The organism is Pseudomonas sp. RU47, assembly GCF_004011755.1.
In the GTDB taxonomy this organism is placed as follows: domain Bacteria; phylum Pseudomonadota; class Gammaproteobacteria; order Pseudomonadales; family Pseudomonadaceae; genus Aquipseudomonas.
On record NZ_CP022411.1, the window covers coordinates 6,171,243 to 6,192,962 of the forward strand.

The following is a 21,720-nucleotide window of genomic DNA, read 5'->3' on the forward strand; positions in this document are numbered from 1 at the left end:
CCCACCATGAGGACACCGTTTTGCGCTCTACCGAAGTCGTGATCATTGGCGCTGGCGCCGCTGGGTTGATGTGTGCACTGACCGCCGCCGGGCGTGGGCGTCAGGTATTGCTGCTTGACCACGCGAACAAGGCCGGCAAGAAAATCCTGATGTCGGGCGGTGGCCGCTGCAATTTCACCAACATGTACACCGAGCCGAGCAATTTCCTCTCGCAGAACCCGCACTTCTGCAAATCCGCACTGGCGCGCTACACCCAGTGGGATTTCATCGGCATGGTCGGCAAACACGCCGTGCCGTACCACGAGAAAAAACTCGGCCAGTTGTTCTGCGATAACAAATCCAGCGACATCCTTGGCATGCTGCTGGACGAATGCGATCAGGCCGGTGTCGAGTTGCATCTGGACACGTCGATCCAGACCATCGAGAAAGTCGAGAACGGTTACCTGCTCGACACCACCCTAGGCCAGGTTCAATGCCAGTCGCTGGTGATCGCCACGGGCGGCTTGTCGATCCCGACGCTGGGTGCCACCGGGTTCGGCTATCAGGTCGCCAAACAGTTCGGCCACGAGCTGCTGCCGACCCGCGCCGGGCTGGTGCCGTTCACCATCACCGATCAGCTCAAGGAGCTCTGCACCGAGTTGTCCGGGACGTCAGTGGATTGTCTGGTCAGCTGCAACGATCAGAGCTTTCGCGAGAACATCCTCTTCACTCACCGTGGCCTCAGTGGCCCGGCGATTTTGCAGATTTCCTCGTTCTGGGAATCCGGCGACACCGTGGAGATCAACCTGCTGCCGGATCACGACGCGGCGAGCTGGCTGCAACAGCAAGTGGCCGAGCGCCCGAACAGCGAATTGAAAACTCTGCTCGGTGAGATTTTCACCAAGAAAATGGCCAATCTGCTGGCGGACAACTGGTTTGCGTCCAAGCCGATGAAGCAGTACACCCACGCCGAACTGGCGGAAATCGCCGAGAAGCTCGGCAGCTGGAAAGTCGTGCCAGCGGGGACTGAGGGTTATCGCACCGCCGAAGTGACCCTCGGCGGCGTTGATACCCGTGAAGTGTCGTCCAAGACCATGGAATCACTGAAAAGCCCTGGCCTGTATTTCATCGGTGAAGTGCTCGACGTCACCGGGCATCTGGGCGGCTTCAACTTCCAGTGGGCCTGGGCCTCCGGCTACGCCGCCGCGCAATACGCCTGATCCAAACTCAAACACAAAACCCAGTGGGAGCGAGCCTGCTCGCGAATGCGGTGTACCAGTCGACATCAATGTTAAATGACACTCCGCTTTCGCGAGCAGGCTCGCCCCCACAGTGGTTTGTGGTGTAAGTAAAAGGAACACTTTTTGCTGTCAGATGTGATCGGCGCCATTGCGTCGGCGTCATTACTGGCTCAATTTAGCGGCATCGCCTCGGAAGGCCTTCGCACTTCATGTCCTCGACCTCGTTTCGTCAGTCTTTGCGGCGCCTGTGGGCGCTGGATAAATTCAGCTACAGCGTGCGGGTGTTCATCGCCCTGACCGGCAGCATGGCGCTGTGCTGGTATCAGGATGAAATGGGCCTGCTGATCCCGTTGTTCCTGGGGATTATCGCCAGCGCCCTGGCCGAGACCGACGACAGTTGGCAGGGCCGCCTCAATGCCCTCGCGGTGACGCTGGTGTGTTTCAGTATCGCCGCGCTGTCGGTGGAATTGCTCTTCCCCTACCCCATCGTGTTTGCCATTGCTTTGGCGCTGGCCAGTTTCGGCCTGACCATGCTCGGTGCGCTCGGCGAGCGTTATGGCGCGATTGCCTCGGCGACGCTGATTCTGTCGGTGTACACGATGATCGGTGTTGACCAGCGCGGTGGCGCGGTCACCGACTTCTGGCACGAGCCGATGCTGCTGGTCGCCGGTGCGGCGTGGTACGGCTTGCTCTCGGTGGTGTGGCAGGCGCTGTTTTCCAACCAGCCGGTGCAGCAAAGTCTGGCGCGATTATTCCGTGAGCTGGGCTTTTACCTGAAATTGAAATCCTCGCTGTTCGAGCCGATCCGGCAAATGGATGTGGAGGCGCGGCGGCTGGAACTGGCCCAGCAAAACGGTCGCGTGGTGGCGGCGCTGAACAGTGCCAAGGAAATCATCCTGCACCGCGTCGGCAACGGCCGCCCCGGTTCGAAAGTCAGCCGTTACCTGAAGCTGTACTTCCTCGCTCAGGACATCCACGAACGCGCCAGCTCCTCACACTATCCGTACAACGCGCTGGCCAAAGCGTTCTTCCACAGTGACGTGCTGTTCCGCTGCCAGCGCCTGTTGCGCCAGCAAGGCAAAGCCTGCCGCGCACTGGCCGAATCGATCCAGATGCGCCAGCCGTTCATTTACGACGCGAGTTTCGCCGAAGCCCTGAGCGATCTCGATGCGTCCCTCGAACACTTGCGTATTCAGAGCAATCCGGCGTGGCGCGGATTGCTGCGTTCGCTGCGCGCACTGGCCGCCAACCTCGGCACCCTCGACCGTTTGCTCAGCGACGCGAGCAACCCCGATGCCTTGGCCGATGCGACCGACAGCAGCCTGCTCGACCGCTCGCCGCGCAATCTCAAGGATGTGTGGATTCGCCTGCGCACGCAGCTGACGCCGACTTCTCTGTTGTTCCGTCATGCCCTGCGCCTGCCCTTGGCGCTGAGTATCGGCTACGGCATGGTGCACCTGATTCACCCGTCGCAAGGCTACTGGATCATCCTCACCACGCTGTTCGTCTGCCAGCCGAACTACGGCGCGACCCGGCGCAAGCTCGGTCAACGGATCCTCGGCACCGCCATCGGCCTGACCGTGGCGTGGGCGCTGTTCGATCTGTTCCCGAGTCCGTTGGTGCAGTCCTGTTTCGCCATCGCTGCCGGCGTGGTGTTCTTTACCAACCGCACCACCCGCTACACCCTGGCGACGGCGGCGATCACCATCATGGTGCTGTTCTGCTTCAACCAGGTCGGCGACGGTTACGGACTGTTCCTGCCACGGTTGTTCGATACCTTGCTCGGCAGTTTGATTGCCGGGCTGACAGTGTTCCTGTTCCTGCCGGACTGGCAGGGCCGACGCCTGAACAAAGTGCTGGCCAACACCCTGACCTGCAACAGCATCTACCTACGCCAGATCATGCAGCAATACGCCGCCGGCAAAAGCGACGACCTCGCCTATCGCCTGGCCCGGCGCAATGCGCACAACGCCGATGCGGCACTGTCGACGACGCTGGCGAACATGCTCATGGAACCGGGGCATTTCCGTAAGGAAGCGGATGTCGGTTTTCGCTTTCTGGTGTTGTCGCATACCTTGTTGAGTTATCTGTCAGGGCTGGGCGCGCATCGGGAAACTCAGTTACCCGCCGATGTGCGTGAGCAGTTGATTGATGGCGCCGGGGTGAAGCTGGCTTCGAGCATCGACGAAATTGCCCAGGGGCTAGCCAACAAGCAGCCGGTGGCGATTCAGAGTGATGAAGAAGAAGCGCTGGCCAATGAGCTGGAGCAGATGGCCGACGAGATCGATGAGGGGCAGCGGTTGGTGCAAACGCAACTGGCGTTGATCTGCCGGCAGTTGGGGCCGTTGCGGACGTTGGCGGCGCATCTGATCAAGGACACCAGTGAGGTCAGCGCTGGCTGACAGGACGTCTTCGCGAGCAAGCTCGCTCCCACAGTGAATGTGTGCAAGACACAGACCCCATGTGGGAGCGAGCCTGCTCGCGAAGAGGCCATCAGACACCCAGCAAATTCAGGATCAGAAACTCACATCCCATGCTGCCTCAACAACTTGTCATAACTCCCATCCGCCTTCATCGCCGCAATCGCCTTATCAAACCCCGCGACAATCTGCTCATGCTGCGGATTCTTCAGGCTCACCAGAATGTGCAGGCTGTTCTCACTCAACGGCTTGGGCAAAAACTCCACTGAATTGCGCACCTTGGCGGATTCCCGCGCCAGGTAATACTTCGCCACATACTCATCCTCCAGCGTCAGCTTGACCCGATCCGCCGCGAGCATGCGCACGGCCATGGCGAAGTTATGCACAGGGACTTTCTGCAACGCCGTGTCGGCATCGAACGGCGCCGAATAGGCGTAACCGCGCACCACCGCAATCGGATAGGTGTGCAGTTGTTGCAGATTGCTGTAGTCGAGTGGCGTGTCTTTGCGCTTGAGAAAGCGAATGCGGTTGAGCAGGTATTCCCCGGAAAACTGGCCGAGCCTGGTCCGTTCATCGTTGTACCAAGCGTTGACCAACACATCGTAGCGGCCTTCGCCGACACCGAGCAGCGCCCGCGCCCAAGGCACCTGCTCGTAGCCGCTGGCATAACCGGCCCGGGCCAGGGCAGTCGTGACGATGTCGGTGGCCAGTCCGCCGTTGACCAGCGTGTCGTCGGTAAAGGGTGGCCAGATATCAAACACCAGCCGCAGCTTCTCCGCTGCAGCGGTCTGAGCCAGCAAGAGCAATCCGGTCAAAGCAAAGGCTCGATGCAAACGCGGCATGCTTGAAAATCCTTAGCGGGCAGGTTGCCCGGCATGTTTTCAGCCAAAACCCCAAGGCCCCTTACCGGCAAAACCCAGGCCCTAACATTAGCTCATTGCAGCCAGTGCACAGCGCTCTCCAGCAGATTACACAAAGTCGCCGAGGCTGCGAGAAAGGAATGATGGCATTTTGACCTTTGTCACAGACTCTTACGCCATAAAGACATCTTTGCCGCAGGCGCTTAGTATCCGGTGACACGTTCAAGGAATCGGCACATGACAATCGAGTGGGTCTGCAAACATCACAGTGATCTGGGCAAGGAGCAGCTGTACGCGCTGTTGAAGCTGCGCTCAGACGTGTTCGTCGTCGAACAGAAATGCGCTTATCCGGACCTCGACGGCCAGGATCTGGAAGGCGACACCTACCATTTGATGGGGTGGGAGGATGACCAGTTGATGGCGTACCTGCGCCTGCTGGACCCGGAATCCCAGGGCGGTGATGTGGTGATCGGCCGCGTGATTACTGCACCGCAGGGCCGCGGCAAAGGGCTGGGGCACGAAATGATGGAACAGGCGTTGAAACAGGCCGAAAAGCATTGGCCGCAAGTGCCGATCTATCTGTCGGCGCAGGCGCATTTGCAGGGGTACTACGGCAAGTACGGGTTTGTTGTGGCGGGTGAGGAGTATCTGGAGGATGACATTCCGCACATTGGGATGCGTCGCCCTTAAGTGCCCCTTCGCGAGCAGGCTCGCTCCCACAGGGAAACGCATTCCAACTGTGGGAGCGAGCCTGCTCGCGAAGGCGTCAGCTCAGGCGCCGCAGGACTCAGGGATACTCCAGAACAGCCTTGATCTGCCGCAAATTACGCTCGATCCACCCGCGATCAATCGCCCCCCACTCACGAATCCGATAGCGCCCTGCATGGTTGCGCGCGCCCTCTTCCTGCTCGAACTCACAAACGATATCCAGATCCGCCAACGCGGCAATCGTGTCCTGCGCCGTGCGCCGCGGCATGCCGGTCACTTCGGTCAGCGTCGGCACACTCGGCGCCAGACCGCTGTCGATCAGGTACGCCACATACAAACGGCGGTAGAAACTGCTTTTGGTCTTGCTGACGTCCATCCCCACCTTCCTGGTTGCGTACGGTTAAGCCTGCATATCGCGCCACGTCAGGTACACGCGCAGATCAAACTCGACCTGGTGATACCCCGGCAGCATGTGCTCGCACAATTTATAGAACGCCTTGTTGTGATCCGATTCCTTGAAGTGCGCCAGTTCATGCACGACGATCATTTTCAGAAAGTCCGGCGCGGCGTCCTTGAACAACGAGGCGATACGAATCTCTTTCTTGGCCTTGAGCTTGCCGCCCTGCACCCGCGACACAGTGGTGTGCAGACCGAGGGCGCGGTGGGTCAGGTCGAGGCGGTTGTCGAACAGCACCTTGTCGATGGCCGGCGCGTTGCGCAGGTATTCCTGCTTCAAGTCCAGCGCGTAGCTGTACAAGGCCTTGTCGCTCTGCACATCGTGCCGCCCTGAATAGCGTTGATTCAGGTATTCACCCAGCCGCCCTTCGGCGATCAGTTGGCGCACCTGGTCCTGCAATTGCGCGGGATAGGCCTGGAGGTACTTCAACACAGTCATGGACAAGCGACACGGTTCGAAAAAGGTGCGCCAGTGTAGCGAATTCAAACGGGCAGCGCGCTCCAGTCAAACGGCTCGGCGAAGCTGACCGCGTCCTCGGCGATCAATGGACGCGCGACAAGGAAGCCCTGCACATATTCACAGCCGTGAGCTTGCAGCCACTGGTATTGCTCGATGGTTTCCACCCCTTCGGCAATCACCAGCAAACCGTATTGCTTGCACAGACTGATGACCGTGCTGACCAGCGAGGCGTCCCGCTGGGAGTCCGGCAATCGGGCGATTAGATGGCGATCAATTTTCAGCGTATCGAGCTCCAGATCGCGCAGATGTGCCAGCGAACACGGCCCGGAACCGAAGTCATCCAGCGCCACGCGCACACCGAGATTGCGCAGCAAGCGCAGCTGCTTGCGGGTTTCGTCGGGATTCTGCATCAGCGCTTCTTCGGTGACCTCGACCTCCAGCTGCCGGGGCTGCAAGGCATGTCGCTCCATGACTTGCCGCAACTCGGTGACCAGATTCGGCAGACTGAACTGGGTGTTGCTCAAACTCACGCCCAGCACCAGATCTTCGGCAAACAGGGTTTCCCAGGCTTTGCGCTGGCCGGCGCCACGATGATAGATCCAGCTGCCGAGGCGACTGATCAAACGTGCCTCTTCCAGCAACGGCAGAAACAGCCCCGGCGGCACATCGCCCACGCTCGGGTGCTGCCAGCGCAATAACGCTTCGAAGCCACGAATCTGGCCAGTGTCGATGGCCACTTGCGGCTGATACACCAAGTTGAAATCGCGGTTTTCGATGGCTGCACGCACGCTCTCCTCGAGCATCAGCCGCGAACGCGCCCGACCGTTCATTTCATGATCATAGAAACGATATTGCTGACGCCCGGCGCGCTTGGCTTCGTACATGGCGATGTCCGATGCGCGCAGCAATCCGTCGAGGTTGGAGCCGCAGTCCGGGTAAGTGGCGATGCCGATGCTGGCGCCGAGAGCGATGTCCAGCCCTTCGATCTGCTGACAGATCGACACCCGCTCAATGAGCTTTTCGGCAATCTTCGCCGCTTGCTCGGGGAATTCCAGATCGAGCAGCGCGGTAAATTCATCACCGCCCATGCGCGCGAGAATATCGAACGGTCGCAGGCAGGCTTTTAACTGCTCGGAGACCCAGCGCAGTACACGATCGCCGGCATCGTGACCGAGTGAATCGTTGACCCGTTTGAAGCCATCAAGATCCAGATAGAGCAACACCCAACTGCTATCACTACGTTCGCCACGCAGCAGCAAGTTTTCAACGGTCTGGTAAAAGCCGCGACGGTTGAGCAAACCGGTCAGTGGATCGGTCACCGCTTGAAATTCGAGCTGCTGGTGCAAGTGCCGCACCACCGACATGTCCAGCACGGTCACCACCATCGCGTGTTGCTCGGAAGGCAGCGCGGCGCACGACAGCGCCACCGGCACTTGCTGGCCGGGCGCCGTGCGCAGCAAGGCGTCGTGCAGCCTTAACGTCTCGCCACGCTTGTAGCTGGCATAAAACTCGGAATCGGCCCACAGCGGGATGTGCGGCTTCTGTAGAAAATCGAGAAACTCTTTACCTTCCAGCTCCTTCACCGGCGCATTCAACAACCGCGAAATCGCCGGATTGGCAAAGCGGATCAAACCGTCCTCACCTACCACTAATATCCCCTCGGCGGCGTTATCCAGCACCGAGGCATTAAAGGCGCGCGCCACTTCCAGGTCATGACTCAAGCGCTGCAAGGCGCGGCGATTACGCTGGTGTTCCAGCAACGCCTGCACCTTGGGCTTGAGAATCTGCGGGTCGAACGGTTTGAACAGGTAATCCACCGCGCCACTGGCATAGCCCTTGATCACGGCGTCCTGGGATTGTTCGTTGGCGGTCAGAAAGATAATCGGCGTCAGGCGCGTGCGTTGGCTGCCGCGCATCAGTCGCGCCACTTCAAAGCCGTCCATGCCCGGCATCTGCACATCCAGCAGCACCAGATCGACGTCGTGGGAGAGCAGAATATTGAGCGCTTCGAAACCGGAGGCTGCGGTGAGGACGTGCCAGTCCTGACGCTGCAGCAACGCGCGCATGCTGATCAGATTTTCAGGGTAATCATCAACGATCAAAAGGACAGAGCTGCCTTCACCTGGCGGGGGTTGCGCGCATTCCATGCTGCTTCTCTTGTCGGGACTTTTGGTCGGTTGCCGGTAAAAACCGCACACATACTGAGCCTTCACTCTAGTACTGGATCCAAGAAAGCAGAAGCTGTCATCAGGCCATCATTTAACCAAAGCGTGAGTTTGCCGACTAACGGTCACCGCTGAAGCCCCCGGAAACCGGCAGAGATGGCATTTCGACAGGATGTTGACGTCAATCATCTGCCAAACGGGCGTTAACAAATTTTCCCTCTACGCTTATAAAGGCCGCCCCAAAACGTGCGGGCTAGAGCTTCTGGCACGTACGTGCAGTGAAACTTGAGTGGAAGAACCGACATGATCGATCTCGCAACCTGGAACCTCAGCGTTCCCGTTGGCAGCCCGCCATACACCGTCGAAACCTCAAAACTGGTGAACGGCTTCAAAGATCAGTACTTCCATTCCGACACCGGCACCTTGTTCTTCTGGTCACCGGTTACCGGGTCAAAAACCGAAAACGCCATCTACCCGCGCACCGAACTGCGTGAAACCTACAGCAACGGCAGCCTGCGCAACTGGTATTACCCGGATGCCGACAACCTGCTGCGCGCGACTCTCACAGTCAATAAAGTGCCCAGCTCGGGCAAGATCGTCATCGGCCAGATTCACGCTTATGAAAGCCAGAAGCCGATGGTCAAACTCGAATATCAGTACAAGACGAAAACTGAAACCGGCAACCTGGTGATCAAGGTGCGCATGCATCCGGATGACGACGAAAGCCGCGTCATCACCCTGGCGACTGGGATCAAACTGGATCGCGAATTCAACTACCTTATTCACCTGAGTCCTGGCGGTGCGTTGGGTGTCAGTGCGGCGGGTTATCAGTGGGATTCACAGATCAGCGCGACCTGGCGCAACAAGCCGCTGTATTTCAAGGCTGGGGTTTATGTGCAGGACAACACCGGGTATACGAGTGAGGGTGGGCAAGTGACCTTCTCCAAACTTGATATCGATCATGACAAGTAAGGTGTTTGCTACTTGAACGCACGGGGTCGATAATGAAATAAAACGGCAGACTAAAGAAGTCTGCCGCTTGGTTTTAATGCCGCATAAGCCATGCAATATCAAGTTTCAGAAAAATCAAAAACCGCTGATATAGAAAACGCACCATCTTTATACCAACTGAGTACTCCCTGCGGATAAGGTCCGTTTTTTGTCAGATAAATAATACCCTCGGCTTGTTTATCGTTGTCATTACGATCCAATTCCAGGTGAGCAAATGCTACCGTTCCAAGTTCGCCAAGCTTGTGAGCCACATTGGTCGCGGCATTCATTTTTATTTGGGAACCAATATAGAAATTGTGCCCTCCCAAATCAAAATATGCTTTAAAGTGGAAATGATCTCCATCTCGGAAAAAAAACTCTCTACCCACAACTGAGTATGTAAACTCTTCACCCTCGAAAGTCTTCAACGACAGGTAAACTTTACCTACAGCGTCCGCATTGGTTCGCTCATCCCTTGGCATTTTGTGCATCCTGAAAAAGAAGTGAGCCGTTACTTTAAGCCTTCAACAAAATATAGACACCTGTCATATCTGACAGGTTTTTATACCTATTGGATATAATCCACAAGCCATAACAACAAAACTCAACTAACTAAAAAAATAACCTCGTCACAAAAACGACTTAAATTCATCAAATGCATTCCAAATCAATATAAGAACCTGTCAGGTTTTACAGTCGTCGACAACTCTCCACGCAGGTTACGTTGGCTGGTACATCAACCATCCAATGCCTGGCCCAATCGGAAAATTCTGTAACGACGACAACAGCTTTTGCATAGATATCACCCGCGTAAATGCCAACGACGGCCAGATGTGGGGACCGCTGAAAGAACACACTCAGATTTATTCTTTTGCAGGGTCTTATTACCACCGAGACAGTACCTACACCGACGTTTGGCTTATGACCGACAACGCCGATGCAAAAGATAGCTGGCAAGGAGAAATAGACTGCTTGAGAGGTTATCCGACACTCAGTGCCATTCGCGCTCATGCGACGGGAGGCGGGCGCCACGCCCTGACCGGTTATCACTTGAAAGAGAAGCTTTCTCCCCTGTCAATTCACTGCACTCATTCAAGTGCGGAGGTACCGCTTTACGGTGGATTATTCGTTCACTTGAAGCTTTGAATGCTCGGTTGAGTCGTTTTTACATCCAGCCTTTAAACAGCGCTGTTTAGATCTGTCAGCAGTTACTTCCGGATGCCTACAACAGCTTGCGTCGTTGCCTACCACTACGCCAGAATCCGCCGGCTTGTGCGCCTGGCGGGCCATCGGTAACTTGATTCGCGTCACTGATTTCCAGTGATCGGGTTTAGTAGCCCGTGGTTACGCGATGCGCATTGGCACCATTCAGTCGGGCATAACCCGCGCTTGATGGCAGCTGTACGCAGGGCGCCTTCGGGTGCGCCGGTCGCGTCTCCCCGGTCTACTAACCTGCGTTCAGCTGCCACCCTCTTCGTTTAGTAGCGATCCGGTGTCGGCTCCATTTACCGGAGACGAAACATGATCAAATCAACGCCGCACCCGCCAGAAACAGATCCCGCATCCCCCTACGAATCCCTCGATTCCAAAAAACTCAACGACGCCGCCGAGCGCGCCCTCGACCATTACCTCAAACCGTCAGCCTTCATCATGGCCAGCACACATAAACCCGAACCCATGTACCTCGCCAACCCGAAGTACAACACCGAATCCCTGCTGGCCAACGCCAGCGAGACCCTGGGTTCAGCCAGCGAAATGCTCAACAACTTCGCCGCCATGCTCGACACCTCACACCGCAAGACTGCGCTGGGCATTGCGCAAGTGGTCATGCTCGGTGAACTGGCGGTAAATCAGGCGCTGGATCATGTCGAACTGAAGGAATAACCGCCCACAAAAAACCCGCCTCACGGCGGGTTCCTGAATAGCAATAAGCGTTAAAGCGTAGCTAACCGTTGCTATCTCCCAATACAGGCTTACGCTTCAACCCCGACCCAACCGAGTCATTCAAGGCAACTGTACGTCCGACATCCCATTCGCGTTGCATCCCCACAAACAGTTCAGCATCCACTCGCGACCGATGAGCAGTCAGTGCCTGGCTCATTGCCTCAGCTATTCGGTCGATGATCAACGCCGGCCTATCCACCGCGCAGTGTTTGCGGCCGAACTCGATCAGTTGCTGGCGATCCGGGTAGTCTTTGGTTTTATTCATTTTGATTGCCAGGGTACGGTCAACCAGTGACCGCCCGGACTTCGGGTTGTAGTTTTCATAGACCGTGGTGGTCGTAACATCGTAAATCGGGGCCAACTGCACGGTTTCTGGAGCCGCGGGCTGCGTGTATATCACGCCGAAGTTCTTCAAATGTGCATCGCCATTGCGCACCATCACCGAAAGGCAGACTGACGAAAAGTATCGCTCCAGTTCTCGTATCGGTTCGGCATGGCGACATACCTGGCGGATGACAGCCGCGAGGGTTTCATAGCTCTGCGAATACTTGTAATTGTCGTGAGGATCTTTGTTAAGACCCAACAGTACCGCCATGTCTTCGAAGCCGAGCCGGCCAGACGACGTCAGGTCAAACCGCTCCATGACAAATAGCTCACCGCTCTCGGAAAGCCAGGACGGTGGCGTTTCCAATCCTGCCAGCCTCGCCGCCTCCAGACACAGAAACTCGTTCTGGGCCAAGTGCTCATACTCCTCGGCTCCTGATTTGACGATAAGATCGGACCTGAGCATTGTTTTTCGGCTACCGGTGAGCTTGTCCAGGTCAGGCACCAGTACCTTGGGCTGCACTCCGGAAATACCCGACTCAAAGTAGGTTTCAACCAGAAAGTTGAAAACACCCTGAGAGGCGTCGGCAGACAGAATGTCTTGTAAACCGACCTGGGCACGCACGGCGCTAGGTGGCTCAGTCGGATTTTCATAGGTGAGGCGACCAATCTGATTGCCGCCAATGACCGAGAGCAAACGCATTTCATCGACCTGCATATGCTTGGCCATCCGGCGCTTGATTTGATCGGCCAGAAAACCCTCCGGCACATTCATATCGAAGATCGGGTGCAGCACATTGCTCACCGCGGGCGTCGGGTCATAGGGCATGACCAACGAGACTTCCCGAGACGCTTCTGCCGTCTGGTAGGCAAACGAGAACTGCGAACCTTTTGATAGCTCGCCCGCGCAGCCTTGCGGCGTAACGACGTTGAGTCGTTTGACCTTATTCATCATGCTCTACCAGATCGGCAAGCGACTTGAGATCGATTCGGTTGTCGACGATTTCAAGCGCCATGCCCAACGCGGCAATCACCCGGAACACGGTATAAAAAGCGACGTTTTCACCGGCCTCAAGATCGATAATGGTCTTGCGACTGCATTTGGCCTTGTGCGCTAGCATTAGCTGGCTGTAGCCCTTGGCTTTCCGCAGCTGACGAATGCGTTCGGCGAAAATCGCAGGATTGCTCAGGATCAAAATGTCACCCATACCGTACTTTAAGCTGATAAAAATCATTAAAGTTCACTATAGGTAACATTTCAAGTGTGGATTCCCAAGTATCACCACCAAACATTTCACCAACAAAAAACCCGCCTCACGGCGGGTTTCTTTTAAAGCAGTCTAACGCTCAGGCTTAGTTAACCTTAGCGTTCAACTCACCCTTCAGATAACGCTGGTACATCGCTTCCAGCGAGATCGGTTTGATCTTCGAAGCATTACCGGCAGTACCGAAAGCCTCATAACGAGCGATACACACATCACGCATCGCGGTCACAGTCGCGCCGAAGAATTTACGTGGGTCGAACTCGCTCGGGTTGGTGGCCATCAGGCGACGCATTGCGCCGGTGGATGCCAGACGCAGGTCGGTGTCGATGTTGACCTTGCGTACGCCGTGCTTGATGCCTTCGACGATTTCTTCAACCGGGACGCCGTAGGTTTCTTTGATGTCGCCGCCGTACTGGTTGATGATCGCCAGCCACTCTTGTGGCACCGAAGACGAACCGTGCATTACCAGGTGAGTGTTCGGGATGCGCTTGTGGATTTCCTTGATGCGGTCGATCGCCAGCACGTCACCGGTAGGTGGCTTGGTGAACTTGTAGGCGCCGTGGCTGGTGCCGATGGCGATGGCCAGGGCATCGACTTGAGTGCGTTTTACGAAGTCAGCGGCTTCTTCCGGGTCGGTCAGCATTTGGCTGTGATCCAGAACGCCTTCGGCGCCGATGCCGTCTTCTTCACCGGCCATGCCGGTTTCCAGCGAACCCAGGCAGCCCAGCTCGCCTTCTACCGAGACGCCGCAGGCGTGCGCCATGGCCACGGTTTGTTGGGTAACGCGGACGTTGTAGTCGTAGTCGGTCGGGGTCTTGCCGTCTTCGCCCAGCGAGCCGTCCATCATCACCGAGCTGAAGCCCAGCTGGATCGAGCGCTGGCAGACGTCAGGGCTGGTGCCGTGGTCCTGGTGCATGCACACCGGGATGTGCGGGAATTCTTCGATCGCGGCGAGGATCAGGTGACGCAGGAATGGCGCGCCGGCGTATTTGCGAGCGCCGGCCGAAGCCTGGACGATCACCGGGGAGTCAGTCTTGTCAGCGGCTTCCATGATGGCGCGCATCTGCTCAAGGTTGTTGACGTTGAAGGCTGGAACGCCGTAGCCGAATTCGGCTGCGTGGTCCAACATCTGGCGCATGCTGATAAGTGCCATTGTGTGTGTCTCTCCCGGTTGAGGGTCGTTAATCGTGCCAGCCTGCCGGAGCGGCGGCGGCTATTCAAGTGATTGCAGATCGGGGGTTGAGGCCCGGTCTGGTGATTCGATAAAGCAAAATCCTGAGAGCTACACAGAACCCCTGTGGGAGCGAGCCTGCTCGCGAAAGCAATCTTGCAGTCGCTGATGCAGTGCCTGTCAGACCGCTTTCGCGAGCAGGCTCGCTCCCACATTAGAACTGTGGTGTGTCAATTACTGCGCTTTGCAGCCGCGGCCGATCAGGTCATTGGTGGCGACCCAGTACACCAGGCCTTCCTCTCCCTTGACGTGAAACGCCAACATGCCGTCGCTGTACAGCGTGCCCGAAGCGCCTGGCTCTTCTTTCAGGCGATAGACCTGATCACCGCCACCCAGTCGAACGTCGACTTCCTTCTGGCCGGCATCGGCGTAACGCCACAGCACTTTGGCCTGGCTGTCGCAGGTCCAGGTCGTCCAGTTATCCGCCGGAGCAGACGACTGAAACAGGTTCAACTGCGCGCAACCGCCCAACAATGCCAACGCCGCAATGGCGATCAAGCCTTTCATCCGTGTTCCTCGACTGACGGCACACGCCGCCAGCCCTGAGTTAAAGAGTCAGACCCGTCAAGGACAACCATGTTCCTTGGCCGGGGTTTGCGTCTCGTATTTGTCCAGGCCGTCCGGCCCGGAACGCTTGTTCAGCACCGGGTTGGTTTCGGCTTGCCAGTCGGCCTGATAACAGCCCTTCTGCGACTCGCTCGGTGCCGGCGTGGCCTCGGCCTTCGGGTTACTCCCGCAGGCCGCCAGCGTACCGGTCAGCAACAACAGCGCTAACGACTTGACCATGAAAACACTCCTTTGCCTGGCCAAACGGGCGGCCTCAGGCCTTGGCCCGGCTTTCCAGGACTTCAACGGCTGGCAGCACTTTGCCCTCGACGAATTCGAGGAACGCGCCACCGCCGGTGGAAATGTAGGAGATTTGCTCAGCCACGCCATATTTATCGATCGCAGCCAGAGTGTCGCCACCGCCAGCAATCGAGAATGCCGAGCTTTCAGCGATGGCTTGCGCCAGTACTTTGGTGCCGTTACCGAACTGGTCGAACTCGAACACGCCGACCGGACCGTTCCACAGAATGGTTTTCGACGATTTCAGCAGTTCGGCGAAATTGGCTGCGGTTTGCGGGCCGATGTCCAGAATCATGTCGTCAGCCGCGACGTCAGCGATCAGTTTGACGGTGGCTTCGGCGGTTTCGGCGAATTCTTTGGCAACCACGACGTCAACCGGCAGCGGCACACTGACTTTGGCAGCGATGGCGCGTGCGGTGTCGAGCAGGTCCGGTTCGTACAGCGACTTGCCAACCGGGTGACCGGCCGCCGCGAGGAAGGTGTTGGCGATGCCGCCGCCGACGATCAGTTGATCGCAGATCTGGCTCAGGCTGTTCAGCACGTCGAGTTTGGTCGAGACCTTGGAGCCGGCAACAATGGCCGCCATTGGCTGAGCCGGTGCGCCAAGGGCTTTGCCCAGTGCGTCCAGTTCAGCGGCCAGCAGTGGGCCAGCAGCGGCGACTTTGGCGAACTTGGCCACGCCGTGGGTCGACCCTTCGGCGCGGTGAGCGGTGCCGAACGCGTCCATCACGAACACGTCGCACAGGGCCGCGTATTGCTGGGCCAGTTCGTCAGTGTTCTTTTTCTCGCCTTTGTTGAAGCGCACGTTTTCGAACAGCACGATGTCGCCGGCCTTGACGTCAACACCGCCCAGGTAATCAGCCACCAGCGGCACTTCGCGGCCCAAGGCCTTGCTCAGATAGTCAGCGACAGGCTTGAGGCTGTTCTCGGCGGAGAACTCGCCTTCGGTCGGACGGCCAAGGTGCGAGCAGACCATCACGGCCGCGCCTTTTTCCAGGGCCAGCTTGATGGTCGGCAGCGAAGCCAGGATACGCGCATCGCTGGTGACAACACCGTCCTTGACTGGGACGTTGAGGTCTTCGCGGATCAATACGCGCTTACCTTGCAGATCGAGGTCGGACATCTTCAACACGGTCATGGGTCGCACTTCCTACGGTTTTTTTGAAGTTGCTGTTTGCAGATAGTGTTCTGCAACGTCCAGCATTCGGTTGGCAAAACCCCACTCGTTGTCGAACCAGGCCAGGATGTTCACCAGCTTGGGGCCGGAAACACGGGTCTGACTGGCATCGACGATGGCCGAATGTGGGTCATGGTTGAAATCACAGCTGGCGTGCGGCAACTCGGTGTAAGCCAGCAAGCCTTTGAGCGGTCCGCTGGTGGCGGCTTCGCGCAGAATCCGGTTGACCTCGTTGGCGTCAGTCGCCGTGGCGGTCTGCATCGTGATGTCGAGACAGGACACGTTGACCGTCGGCACGCGTACGGCTTTGGCCTGAATTCGCCCGGCAAGTTCCGGCAGCAGGCGCTCGATACCCCGCGCCAGACCAGTGGACACCGGGATCACCGACTGGAACGCCGAACGGGTGCGGCGCAGGTCTTCGTGGTGATAAGCGTCGATCACTGGCTGATCGTTCATCGCCGAGTGAATCGTGGTGATCGACACGTAATCGAGGCCGATGGCCTTGTCGAGCAAGCGCAACAGCGGCACGCCGCAGTTGGTGGTGCAGGAGGCGTTGGACACCAGCAGTTCGTCACCGGTCAGGCAATCCTGATTGACGCCGTAAACGATGGTGGCGTCGACATCCGCGTCGCTGGCCATTGGCTGCGAGAACAACACGCGTGGCGCGCCGGCGTCGAGAAAGCGCTGGCCGTCGGCACGGGTGTTATAGGCACCGGAGCATTCGAGCACCAGATCGACGCCGAGTGACGCCCAATCGATGCCTTCGGGAGTGGCACTGCGCAGAACCTTCACGCAATCGCCATTAATATGCAGACAGTCGCCTTCTACTCGCACCTCGCCGGGAAAACGGCCGTGGGTGGAGTCGAAGCGTGTCAGGTATTCAATACTGGCCATGTCCGCCAGATCGTTGATCGCGACAATTTCAAACCCGGCTTTCTCGCCTCGCTCAAACAACGCACGCAAGACGCAACGACCAATCCGGCCGTAGCCGTTGAGTGCAACTTTGAAGGGACGCGGTTGAGGCATGGGGTTCTCGATTACCGTGGTGAATCAGGCAGTGCGATGTTGCCTGAACCAACACTTTCGCGAGCAGGCTCGCTCCCACATTGGAATGCATTTCCCTGTGGGAGCGAGCCTGCTCGCGAAGGCGTCAGCTCAGACGACATCTTTTCTGGATCAGTCTTCCAGCAGCTCTTCAGCCTGACCCAGGATGTTTTCCAGGGTGAAGCCGAACTCTTCGAACAGTGCCGAAGCCGGAGCCGATTCGCCGTAAGTGGTCATGCCGATCACGCGACCTTCCAGACCCACGTACTTGAACCAGAAGTCGGCGTGAGCCGCTTCGATGGCGATACGTGCGCTGACCTGCAACGGCAGCACGGCTTGCTTGTAGCCCGCGTCCTGAGCATCGAACACGCTGGTGCACGGCATGGAAACCACGCGCACTTTGCGACCTTGTTCGGTCAGCTTGTCGAAGGCCTGAACAGCGAGACCCACTTCCGAACCGGTCGAAATCAGGATCAGCTCAGGCTCGCCTGCGCAGTCCTTCAGTACATAACCGCCACGGCTGATGTCGGCAATCTGGCCGGCGTCGCGCTCTTGGTGCTGCAGATTCTGACGCGAGAAGATCAGCGCCGATGGGCCGTCCTTGCGCTCCAGAGCGTTTTTCCAGGCCACGGCCGATTCAACGGCATCGGCTGGACGCCAGGTGTCGAGGTTTGGTGTGGTACGCAGGCTCGTCAGCTGCTCGATCGGCTGGTGCGTCGGGCCGTCTTCGCCCAGACCGATGGAGTCGTGGGTGTAGACGTGGATGACCTGCTTCTTCATCAGCGCGGACATGCGCACGGCGTTGCGCGCGTATTCCATGAACATCAGGAAGGTCGCGCCGTAAGGCACCAGGCCGCCGTGCAGGGTGACGCCGTTCATGATTGCGGTCATGCCGAATTCGCGCACGCCGTAGTACATGTAGTTGCCGCTGGCATCTTCAGCGCTGACGCCCTTGCAACCTTTCCACAGGGTCAGGTTGGAACCGGCCAGGTCAGCCGAACCGCCGAGCAGTTCCGGCAGCAATGGGCCGAACGCGTTCAGGGTGTTCTGGCTGGCTTTACGGCTGGCGATGGTTTCGCCTTTGGCCGCAACTTCAGCGATGTAAGCAGAAGCTTTTTCCGAGAAGTCAGCTGGCAGCTCACCGCTCAGGCGACGCACCAGTTCGTTGGCTTCGGTCGGGAACGCAGCGGAGTAGGCAGCGAAACGCTGATCCCACTCGGCTTCGGTTGCGCGACCTTTTTCCTTGGCATCCCACTCGGCATAGATGTCGGCCGGGATTTCGAACGGACCGTGGCTCCAGTTCAGCGCCTGACGGGTCAGGGCGATTTCTGCGTCACCCAGTGGAGCGCCGTGGCAGTCTTCTTTGCCCTGCTTGTTCGGCGAACCGAAACCGATGGTGGTCTTGCAGCAGATCAGGGTCGGCAGCGGGCTCTTGCGCGCGGTTTCGATGGCGGTCTTGATCTCTTCCGGGTCGTGACCGTCAACGTTGCGGATCACTTGCCAGTTGTAGGCTTCGAAACGCTTCGGGGTGTCATCGGTGAACCAGCCTTCGACTTCGCCGTCGATGGAGATGCCGTTGTCATCGTAGAACGCGATCAGCTTGCCCAGACCCAGCGTACCGGCCAGAGAAGCGACTTCGTGGGAAATGCCTTCCATCATGCAGCCATCACCCAGGAATACGTAGGTGTGGTGGTCGACGATGTCGTGGCCAGGACGGTTGAACTGCGCGCCCAGAACCTTTTCAGCCAGAGCGAAGCCTACAGCGTTGGCCAGGCCCTGACCCAACGGGCCGGTGGTGGTTTCAACGCCCGGGGTGTAACCGAATTCCGGGTGGCCAGGGGTGCGGCTGTGCAGTTGACGGAACTGCTTGAGGTCTTCGATCGACAGGTCATAACCGGTCAGGTGCAGCAGCGAGTAGATCAACATCGAGCCATGGCCGTTGGACAGCACGAAGCGGTCACGGTCGGCGAACGATGGATTGCTCGGGTTGTGCTTGAGGTAGTCGCGCCAAAGCACTTCGGCAATATCTGCCATACCCATTGGGGCACCGGGATGGCCGCTGTTGGCTTTTTGCACGGCATCCATGCTGAGGGCACGAATGGCGTTGGCACGCTCACGACGGCTAGGCATCGCTGATCTCCTGGGTTCTGGTAAGTCGAAACGGAAAAAAGGAGGGCATTTTCCCTCACCGGAGCGCCTCGGGGCAATGACAGATAGTCATCGGGGGGCGTTTTTCCAATGGATAGCGGCGCTTTCTGTTGGTGAAACCTTTCCGCTACTCGTTTGTAGAGTTAACCGCTTGGTGAGAAGTGCCATTTATCGAGCAATATCAAAACTTTTTGATATTGCCCTTGCGATGAATTCCCCCCGTCTCTAGACTGCGGCCCTATGAATTTACGCGTGCCTTCCATTCGCCATGACGATTGCGACGAGCTGGCGGCCCTGTGCAAGGCCGGCGGCGATCCGTTGCGGCTGAATGTACTGCGCGCATTGGCCAACGATTCGTTCGGTGTTCTGGAGTTGGCGCAGATCTTCGGCATCGGCCAGTCCGGCATGAGTCATCACCTCAAGGTACTGGCACAAGCCGACCTGGTGGCGACACGCCGCGAAGGCAACGCGATTTTCTATCGCCGCGCCCTGCCCCACACCGAACTGCTCGGCGGCAAGTTGCACGCTGCATTGTTAGAAGAAGTCGACAATCTGGATCTGCCTGACGACGTGCAAGCGCGCATCGAGCAGGTTCACGGCCAGCGTGCCGCGGCCAGTCAGGACTTTTTCGCCCGGGTGGCGGAGAAATTCCGTGCCCAGCAAGACTTGATCGCAGGCCTGCCGCAATACCGTGACAGCGTGCTGGCCCTGCTCGACAAACTGAACTTCAATGGTGCAGCCACGGCCATTGAAGTCGGCCCCGGCGATGGTGCTTTTCTGCCGGAACTGGCGCGTCGCTTCGGCACCGTAACCGCGCTGGACAACAGCCCGGCGATGCTCGAACTGGCGCGTCAGGTATGTGAACGTGAACAGCTGGCTAACGTCAGCCTGCAATTGGCCGATGCATTGAATGGCACAAGCCTTCAGGCCGATTGCGTAGTGTTGAACATGGTGTTGCACCATTTCGCCGCGCCGGCCGATGCGCTCAAGCACATGGCCGACCTGCTGCAACCGGGCGGTAGTCTGCTCGTGACAGAGTTATGTAGCCACAACCAGAGTTGGGCCAGGGAGGCCTGCGGTGATCTGTGGTTGGGGTTTGAACAGGACGATTTGGCCCGTTGGGCCACCGCTGCGGGACTCGTTCCCGGGGAAAGCCTCTATGTAGGCTTACGTAATGGTTTCCAGATCCAGGTCCGCCATTTTCAGCGACCGGCTGGCGACACTCACCATCGGTAAATTCAGGAAAACATCGAGATGAGCGAATACTCCCTCTTCACCTCCGAGTCCGTGTCCGAAGGACATCCGGACAAAATCGCCGACCAGATTTCCGATGCGGTGCTGGACGCCATTATTGCCCAGGACAAACACGCACGCGTTGCAGTGGAAACTCTGGTCAAGACCGGCGTGGCCATCGTTGCCGGTGAAGTGACCACCAGCGCCTGGGTCGACCTGGAGCAGATCGTTCGTGACGTGATTTGCGACATCGGCTACACCAGCTCCGAAGTCGGCTTCGACGGCGCGACTTGCGGCGTGATGAACATCATCGGCAAGCAGTCCCCAGACATCAACCAGGGTGTTGACCGTGCCAAGCCTGAAGATCAGGGCGCCGGCGACCAGGGCCTGATGTTCGGCTACGCCAGCAACGAAACCGACGTTTTGATGCCAGCACCGATCACCTTCTCGCACCAGTTGGTGCAGCGCCAGGCCGAAGCCCGTAAATCGGGTCTGCTGCCTTGGCTGCGTCCGGACGCCAAGTCGCAAGTGACTTGCCGTTACGAAGGCGGCAAGGTTGTCGGTATCGACGCTGTTGTTCTGTCGACCCAGCACAACCCTGAAGTGTCGTACAAAGACCTGCGCGAAGGCGTGATGGAGCTGATCGTCAAGCACGTGCTGCCTGCCGAACTGCTGAGCAAAGACACCCAGTTCCACATCAACCCGACCGGCCAGTTCATCATTGGCGGCCCGGTAGGTGACTGCGGTCTGACCGGTCGCAAGATCATCGTCGACAGCTACGGCGGCATGGCCCGTCACGGCGGCGGCGCGTTCTCCGGTAAAGATCCATCGAAGGTTGACCGTTCGGCTGCCTACGCTGGCCGTTACGTTGCCAAGAACATCGTCGCTGCCGGCCTGGCCGAGCGTTGCGAGATCCAGGTTTCCTACGCGATCGGTGTGGCTCAGCCTACCTCGATCTCGCTGAACACCTTCGGCACCGGCAAGATCAGCGATGACAAGATCATCAAACTGGTGCGTGAAGTGTTCGACCTGCGTCCATACGCAATCACCACCATGCTCGACCTGCTGCACCCGATGTACCAGGAAACTGCAGCGTACGGCCACTTCGGTCGCGCGCCAGAGACCAAGACCGTTGGCGAAGACACCTTCACCACGTTCACCTGGGAAAAAACCGACCGCGCCGACGCTCTGCGTTCTGCTGCTGGTCTGTAAGCCTTTCCCGGCTGCAC

At 58.1% G+C, this 21,720-nt stretch carries 20 protein-coding genes; 7 read left to right on the forward strand and 13 right to left on the reverse strand.

Features of this window, described 5'->3' with window-relative positions:
- Positions 1-20: 20 nt before the first annotated feature.
- Together CCX46_RS28275 and yccS are read left to right on the forward strand one after the other, a co-directional pair.
- Entirely contained in the window at positions 21-1,199 is a 1,179-nt protein-coding gene (locus tag CCX46_RS28275; RefSeq protein ID WP_127930068.1) for an NAD(P)/FAD-dependent oxidoreductase, read from the forward strand.
- 230 nt (positions 1,200-1,429) lie between these two features.
- Positions 1,430-3,622, forward strand: coding sequence for a YccS family putative transporter (gene yccS / locus CCX46_RS28285; RefSeq protein WP_127930069.1), 2,193 nt, complete (start codon positions 1,430-1,432; stop codon positions 3,620-3,622).
- Positions 3,623-3,744: 122 nt separating this feature from the next.
- On the opposite strand, the gene CCX46_RS28290 is transcribed toward yccS, so the two are convergent.
- Positions 3,745-4,482: a substrate-binding periplasmic protein gene (locus CCX46_RS28290; protein ID WP_127930070.1), complete on the reverse strand. Its 738-nt coding sequence runs from the start codon at positions 4,480-4,482 to the stop codon at positions 3,745-3,747.
- Between the two features lie 255 nt (positions 4,483-4,737).
- On the opposite strand from CCX46_RS28290, the gene CCX46_RS28295 reads away from it, so the two are divergent.
- Positions 4,738-5,190, forward strand: a complete 453-nt coding sequence (locus CCX46_RS28295; RefSeq protein WP_127930071.1) for a GNAT family N-acetyltransferase — start codon at positions 4,738-4,740, stop codon at positions 5,188-5,190.
- Between the two features lie 97 nt (positions 5,191-5,287).
- Here CCX46_RS28295 and CCX46_RS28300 read toward each other — a convergent pair whose 3' ends face one another.
- The 3 genes from CCX46_RS28300 to CCX46_RS28310 are packed head-to-tail and all read right to left on the reverse strand — an operon-like array spanning position 5,288 to position 8,271.
- On the reverse strand, positions 5,288-5,584 hold the full coding sequence (locus CCX46_RS28300) for a winged helix-turn-helix domain-containing protein (RefSeq protein ID WP_007913779.1): 297 nt from the start codon (positions 5,582-5,584) through the stop codon (positions 5,288-5,290).
- 24 nt (positions 5,585-5,608) lie between these two features.
- Positions 5,609-6,103, reverse strand: coding sequence for a M48 metallopeptidase family protein (locus CCX46_RS28305; protein WP_034153713.1), 495 nt, complete (start codon positions 6,101-6,103; stop codon positions 5,609-5,611).
- 44 nt (positions 6,104-6,147) lie between these two features.
- Positions 6,148-8,271: a putative bifunctional diguanylate cyclase/phosphodiesterase gene (locus CCX46_RS28310; protein ID WP_127930072.1), complete on the reverse strand. Its 2,124-nt coding sequence runs from the start codon at positions 8,269-8,271 to the stop codon at positions 6,148-6,150.
- A gap of 321 nt (positions 8,272-8,592) precedes the next feature.
- On the opposite strand from CCX46_RS28310, the gene CCX46_RS28315 reads away from it, so the two are divergent.
- Positions 8,593-9,261 carry a polysaccharide lyase family 7 protein gene (locus CCX46_RS28315; RefSeq protein ID WP_127930073.1) on the forward strand — a complete coding sequence of 223 codons (669 nt, stop codon included), beginning with the start codon at positions 8,593-8,595 and terminating at the stop codon, positions 9,259-9,261.
- A 98-nt stretch (positions 9,262-9,359) separates the two neighbouring features.
- Here the strand turns inward: CCX46_RS28315 and CCX46_RS28320 are convergent, their stop codons facing one another.
- Complete coding sequence (locus CCX46_RS28320; protein ID WP_127930074.1) at positions 9,360-9,761, reverse strand: hypothetical protein; 402 nt, start codon at positions 9,759-9,761, stop codon at positions 9,360-9,362.
- 1,039 nt (positions 9,762-10,800) lie between these two features.
- Between CCX46_RS28320 and CCX46_RS28325 the strand changes: the two genes are divergently transcribed.
- Complete coding sequence (locus CCX46_RS28325) at positions 10,801-11,163, forward strand: DUF6124 family protein (protein ID WP_034153614.1); 363 nt, start codon at positions 10,801-10,803, stop codon at positions 11,161-11,163.
- Positions 11,164-11,224: 61 nt separating this feature from the next.
- Here CCX46_RS28325 and CCX46_RS28330 read toward each other — a convergent pair whose 3' ends face one another.
- The 8 genes from CCX46_RS28330 to tkt all read right to left on the reverse strand — a co-directional run bounded on the left by CCX46_RS28330 (position 11,225) and on the right by tkt (position 19,240).
- Positions 11,225-12,499 carry a type II toxin-antitoxin system HipA family toxin gene (locus CCX46_RS28330; protein WP_127930075.1) on the reverse strand — a complete coding sequence of 425 codons (1,275 nt, stop codon included), beginning with the start codon at positions 12,497-12,499 and terminating at the stop codon, positions 11,225-11,227.
- Positions 12,492-12,782 (reverse strand): helix-turn-helix transcriptional regulator, encoded by a 291-nt coding sequence (locus CCX46_RS28335; protein ID WP_224789358.1) that lies wholly within the window; start codon positions 12,780-12,782, stop codon positions 12,492-12,494. Before CCX46_RS28335 ends, CCX46_RS28330 begins: the two co-directional genes overlap by 8 nt.
- Before the next feature lie 118 nt (positions 12,783-12,900).
- Positions 12,901-13,965, reverse strand: a complete 1,065-nt coding sequence (gene fba / locus CCX46_RS28340; protein ID WP_008081027.1) for a class II fructose-bisphosphate aldolase — start codon at positions 13,963-13,965, stop codon at positions 12,901-12,903.
- A 252-nt stretch (positions 13,966-14,217) separates the two neighbouring features.
- Positions 14,218-14,550: an MliC family protein gene (locus tag CCX46_RS28345; RefSeq protein WP_016987235.1), complete on the reverse strand. Its 333-nt coding sequence runs from the start codon at positions 14,548-14,550 to the stop codon at positions 14,218-14,220.
- Between the two features lie 57 nt (positions 14,551-14,607).
- Complete coding sequence (locus tag CCX46_RS28350; RefSeq protein ID WP_007913756.1) at positions 14,608-14,829, reverse strand: hypothetical protein; 222 nt, start codon at positions 14,827-14,829, stop codon at positions 14,608-14,610.
- A 34-nt stretch (positions 14,830-14,863) separates the two neighbouring features.
- A complete protein-coding gene (locus CCX46_RS28355; protein ID WP_127930076.1) occupies positions 14,864-16,027 on the reverse strand; it encodes a phosphoglycerate kinase in 1,164 nt (387 codons plus the stop codon).
- A gap of 12 nt (positions 16,028-16,039) precedes the next feature.
- Positions 16,040-17,092: an erythrose-4-phosphate dehydrogenase gene (gene epd / locus CCX46_RS28360; RefSeq protein WP_127930077.1), complete on the reverse strand. Its 1,053-nt coding sequence runs from the start codon at positions 17,090-17,092 to the stop codon at positions 16,040-16,042.
- A 150-nt stretch (positions 17,093-17,242) separates the two neighbouring features.
- On the reverse strand, positions 17,243-19,240 hold the full coding sequence (gene tkt, locus CCX46_RS28365; RefSeq protein WP_127930078.1) for a transketolase: 1,998 nt from the start codon (positions 19,238-19,240) through the stop codon (positions 17,243-17,245).
- Positions 19,241-19,498: 258 nt separating this feature from the next.
- Here tkt and CCX46_RS28370 point away from each other — a divergent pair, with 258 nt between their 5' ends.
- Both CCX46_RS28370 and metK read left to right on the forward strand, forming a co-directional pair.
- Positions 19,499-20,494 (forward strand): ArsR/SmtB family transcription factor, encoded by a 996-nt coding sequence (locus CCX46_RS28370; RefSeq protein ID WP_016987232.1) that lies wholly within the window; start codon positions 19,499-19,501, stop codon positions 20,492-20,494.
- An 18-nt stretch (positions 20,495-20,512) separates the two neighbouring features.
- Positions 20,513-21,703, forward strand: a complete 1,191-nt coding sequence (gene metK / locus CCX46_RS28375) for a methionine adenosyltransferase (RefSeq protein WP_034153622.1) — start codon at positions 20,513-20,515, stop codon at positions 21,701-21,703.
- The last annotated feature ends 17 nt before the right edge of the window (positions 21,704-21,720 follow it).